This window comes from Acinetobacter sp. CWB-B33, assembly GCF_039655955.1.
GTDB lineage: Bacteria > Pseudomonadota > Gammaproteobacteria > Pseudomonadales > Moraxellaceae > Acinetobacter > Acinetobacter bouvetii.
On record NZ_JAGFEU010000015.1, the window covers coordinates 1 to 4034 of the forward strand.

General features: G+C 40.4%; 7 protein-coding genes and 1 pseudogene. All 8 read left to right on the forward strand.

What is annotated here, in order from left to right:
• Positions 1-302, forward strand: a pseudogene (locus JZ784_RS17455) (hypothetical protein); the annotation flags it as partial.
• Between the two features lie 3 nt (positions 303-305).
• Positions 306-680 carry a hypothetical protein gene (locus tag JZ784_RS17460; protein WP_346315783.1) on the forward strand — a complete coding sequence of 125 codons (375 nt, stop codon included), beginning with the start codon at positions 306-308 and terminating at the stop codon, positions 678-680.
• The gene (locus JZ784_RS17465; RefSeq protein WP_346315789.1) at positions 680-1045 is read left to right on the forward strand and encodes a glutamate 5-kinase; all 366 of its coding nucleotides are present in this window, start codon (positions 680-682) and stop codon (positions 1043-1045) included. The genes JZ784_RS17460 and JZ784_RS17465 overlap by 1 nt, the downstream gene beginning before the upstream one ends.
• Before the next feature lie 140 nt (positions 1046-1185).
• Positions 1186-1632 (forward strand): hypothetical protein, encoded by a 447-nt coding sequence (locus JZ784_RS17470; RefSeq protein WP_346315784.1) that lies wholly within the window; start codon positions 1186-1188, stop codon positions 1630-1632.
• 50 nt (positions 1633-1682) lie between these two features.
• Positions 1683-2075 (forward strand): hypothetical protein, encoded by a 393-nt coding sequence (locus JZ784_RS17475; RefSeq protein WP_346315785.1) that lies wholly within the window; start codon positions 1683-1685, stop codon positions 2073-2075.
• Positions 2072-2506, forward strand: coding sequence for a phage tail terminator-like protein (locus JZ784_RS17480; protein ID WP_346315786.1), 435 nt, complete (start codon positions 2072-2074; stop codon positions 2504-2506). The genes JZ784_RS17475 and JZ784_RS17480 overlap by 4 nt, the downstream gene beginning before the upstream one ends.
• An 86-nt stretch (positions 2507-2592) precedes the next feature.
• A complete protein-coding gene (locus JZ784_RS17485) occupies positions 2593-2958 on the forward strand; it encodes a hypothetical protein (RefSeq protein WP_346315787.1) in 366 nt (121 codons plus the stop codon).
• Positions 2959-3029: 71 nt separating this feature from the next.
• Complete coding sequence (locus tag JZ784_RS17490) at positions 3030-3965, forward strand: phage tail tube protein (RefSeq protein ID WP_346315788.1); 936 nt, start codon at positions 3030-3032, stop codon at positions 3963-3965.
• Positions 3966-4034: the final 69 nt, after the last annotated feature.

Below are 4034 nucleotides of genomic sequence, written 5' to 3' on the forward strand. Positions count from 1 at the left end.
TGTCTGATTTTAAAGTTGGGCAACATGAACTTTGTGAAGGTGAAAAGCTTTTAACAGAGCCTGCGGAATTGAATGGTTTAGTTGCTAGTGAACAATTTGATTTAGTCGCACTTGATTTAGCAAGCACAAAAGAGCAATTGGCCACAGCCCAAAGCGAACTAATCGCATTTAAAAACGATATTGCTGCAATGCAGGCGCGAATTGATGAACTACAGCCAGCAGCCAAAAAGCTAACCGCTGCAGAAGTAAAAGCCGCTAAAGCCGCAGAAGAGGCGGCTAAAGCAGAAAAACCAAAGGAATAATCTATGAGCTTTATTACCCAAGAGCAGGCTGAGCAGATTTTAGGGGCAGACTTTGCGCCAGCTGGTGATAAGGCTCGCCTCATTAAATTAGCTAATACGTGGATGAAGAACGAAGTTGGATATGTTCCTGATCCAATTGATCCAATCCTGATTGACGCTGCATGCGAGATTATCAAAGGCATTATTGTAGGTGTGATTTATGCTGGCATTGCTCGTCAAACTACAAGTGAGAGTGTCAAGGCTGACACAGTGCAGGTTACTGAAAGTTATGCTGAGGGCAGTGTGGAAATATCAGAATTTGAGCAGATTGCTCGGGCCTTTATTGATTCACTGGATTTAAAAACCAAAGGCTTTGGGTTTGAGGTGTTCCGAGCATGATCAAAAACAAAATTCAATCCAAAGTAGCAAAAGCTTTTGATAAGAAATTAGCTGATGCAGTTGATACATTCACGTGCACAAAGACAATTCAAAGCGGTGACTTTGATTTTGAAACACAGACCTATCCAACCACTACTGTTGAAGCATATAGCGGGCGTGGTGTTCTGTTTGGCTCTTATTTGAAAGATATGCTTAAGCCTACGGATTACCAAGCCACAGATTCAAAGGCCACTGTCTTGCAGAATGAGGTGAGTCAGGTGCCGCAGATTAGCGATGTTTGGGCTACACCCAAAGGCCGTTTTAAAGTGGTGAATATTGGTGCTGATCCAACGGGAAGTATTTGGGTTTGCCAGTTGAGGAAATAATCAAGTATTTGTTTTTGATTTTATTATTGAAATTGAGCGGAAAGACATCATATTTAAATTTTGTTGATCAACCACCATCACAATAGTGAGTAACTTAAATGCTTAATCCACACCAAAGTTTGAAAGATTGGCTTAACTCAATGAATACTGAAGAATTAGGAAACTTGCCGATTACTTTCTCAAGCAATCCTTATTTCTCAAGTGTTGAAATCATTTCTTCACAGCGAGATCATGGGATGGGTTTGTTTTGGCAAACTATCGATAAATATAGTGAGCCAAATCTTGAGAGTGTTGATTTTTTTGTGGTTTTTAAAGCTTTAATTGATTTTCATTATGAAAAGTTTCTTAATGGAAAGGCTTGGGGGAAAATTGAGAATAATCATAAAAAATTGCTTGACCATCCTGATTGCTCACCAGATATGGAGGTTGTTTCTAATAAGATATTGTCCTCTTTACCTGAGCAAAAAGAGCACTGGAAGAAATTATCTAAAAGTTGGGAAGAGTTAAAAATGAATAGTTTATCCAATGATAATTTAGAAAATTGGAGACTAGAAGCACTTTGTAACTCAACAAGTACAACTAATTAGAGTGTAAGATATCAAAGACCCACCTCGGTGGGTTTTTTAATGGGTGAAATATGGGCTGGAAAAATAAACCAACAAGTTTTGCTACGCAGATCCAAGCTGATGGAGACCAGTATCTAAGAAAGATTAGTGCTGAGATGCTGCAAGGTGTCATTACTGGAAGCCCTGTAATGGATGGTACATTTCGCTCAAACCATCGTGTCACCGTGGACTCAACAGTTATGGATTCAATTGATGGAACAGGAAATAACTCCCCAATAGGCAATTTGGATCAAGTGACCTTCAACGAAGGCGCGAAAGAAATTCTGAAAGCTCATATTGGTTCATGTGTGTACATTCAAAACAACCTCCCGTATGCGGTTGCATTGGAGAATGGTTATTCAGATCAAGCCTCCAGTGGTGTATATGCGCTGACTTTTCAATACGTGTGCGAGAAATACAAATGATGACGAATACTCAAGCCTTGAGGGCCATTTTGGCGCGTGTGGGTACTTTCACTGGAATGCCTAAAGTGAATATCCAGTTGGCAAACAACCCGCTTGTAGATGGTAAACCATTTGAACCGCCTGAGAATGAGATATGGGCCAAAGTGACAGTTAAAAATGGCGGATCTTTTATTGCAGAGATTGGTGAACAGCCCAATATTCGCACAACGGGTATTATTTTCATTCAGCTATTTGCGCCGCTTAATACCGGAACTGATGGACTGTCGCAGATGGCGGACAAATGGGTTGAACATTTACAGTTTTACAAAACTGGTGATTTGGAGTTACGTGAAGCAAATATTCTTGATGCGGGCCATTCCAGCGCAATTGGCGATCCATCAAGCATGAGTTACTACCAATATAATGTGAATTCGGCTTATGTAGCAAATTGACTGCTATCATTATTAGCACAAAATTGCAATTTTTTTAACTTTATGTTACAATAAAGCCATATTGTGGTTTAATTGGAGAATAAAAAATGAAATTAATTTTTAATAAAAATAATAAAAAACAATATCTTGTGGCTTTTGAAGTTTGTGTAAGTGAGTTTATAGATAAGAAATATGCTTTGAGTGCTATATCGAAAATACCTGTTGGCGGGGCTGGCTGGTTTTTACCCCAATATGATATAGATATTTTGAAAAAGACGTCATCAAATCTGCCCGTTAAGTTTGATAACAAAAGTGTGTTTGTTGATGATTATGTGTCAATTTATTTAATTATAAATGCATATATAGAGTTAGCAAATTCTATTGGCCTAATAGTTGTTTCATACGAAAGTGATGACAACGATGGGCTGGATAAAGAGATTTTGGCTGATTTGTTTGGTCACCTAAAAGTTTAACTAATTAACAAAAGCCACAATATAGCCACCCGTTCGGGTGGTTTTTTTACGCCTAAATATAGGAGACAGCTATGTCCAAAGGCACTGATGTGGTAATCCACATTGCGAAAGAAGAAACACCGAATACTCTACCTGCAGTGACTGTATGGCATACTCTGCGCCGTAACTCGGATTCACTCAAAAAGACAGTCACATTGACACAGTCGGATGAAATTGTAGATTCACGCTTTGAGCAAGGATCAGTGGCTGGATCAGCTGAAGCTGTCGGTAACATTGAATATGAATTATCTGCTTTAAGCCAAGATATGTTCTTCGAAGGTGTTGCCGGCAACATGTTTGTCGACTCAGGCACGGCAAGTGTTTCTACATTGGAAATTGGCGGTGATACGCTGCCGACATACACTGTCGTTAAGCATGACAAGAAAGTCGGTTTTATCCAGGTATTCTCAGGCTGCCGTATTGGCGAATTAACCATCCAAGGTAATACAGAAGGCAAGATCACCGGCAGCGCATCTATCAGCGCGACAGGCTACTCAACACCAGTTGCAACACCTGTAGCTAATCCGTTGGCTGCTACCGCTACGCCATTCATGTCATCGATCAACGTCAATGCATTCAAGATCAATGGTGTGTCAACCGTAGGCACGGCTTGCGCAGAATCATTCACAATTACCATTAATAACAACCTAACTGCAAAACCATGTCTAGGCAACGGCAGCTTGATCCCGAACCGCTATACAGAAGGCAATGTCTCAATCACACTGAAAGTGACGCTGGCATTAACCACCACTTCGAAAGCGTGGATTCCATATGTTGAATCACGCGAAACAATGACAGCTGAAATCGGTATGGAGGACACATTGGGTAATGCCTACGGTTTCAACTTCACAAAGTTGGAACTGGACAATGATGGCCTGTCAGACACAAATAAAAACGATGATCACACTATGGCGATGGAATTCCGCCACGTAAAAGAAGCGCCAACGATTACGCGTACAACAGCTTAATTAAATCCAGAAAAGCAAAAAGCCCGTGACTCGTAATCATGGGCTTTTTTGTGTTCGCCACTTAGTCAG

Coding starts and splice junctions, on each gene's coding strand:
- JZ784_RS17480 (WP_346315786.1), top strand. CDS start 2,072: ATGATGACGAATACTCAAGCCTTGAGGGCCATTTTGGCGCGTGTGGGT.
- JZ784_RS17470 (WP_346315784.1), top strand. CDS start 1,186: ATGAATACTGAAGAATTAGGAAACTTGCCGATTACTTTCTCAAGCAAT.
- JZ784_RS17475 (WP_346315785.1), top strand. CDS start 1,683: ATGGGCTGGAAAAATAAACCAACAAGTTTTGCTACGCAGATCCAAGCT.
- JZ784_RS17490 (WP_346315788.1), top strand. CDS start 3,030: ATGTCCAAAGGCACTGATGTGGTAATCCACATTGCGAAAGAAGAAACA.
- JZ784_RS17460 (WP_346315783.1), top strand. CDS start 306: ATGAGCTTTATTACCCAAGAGCAGGCTGAGCAGATTTTAGGGGCAGAC.
- JZ784_RS17485 (WP_346315787.1), top strand. CDS start 2,593: ATGAAATTAATTTTTAATAAAAATAATAAAAAACAATATCTTGTGGCT.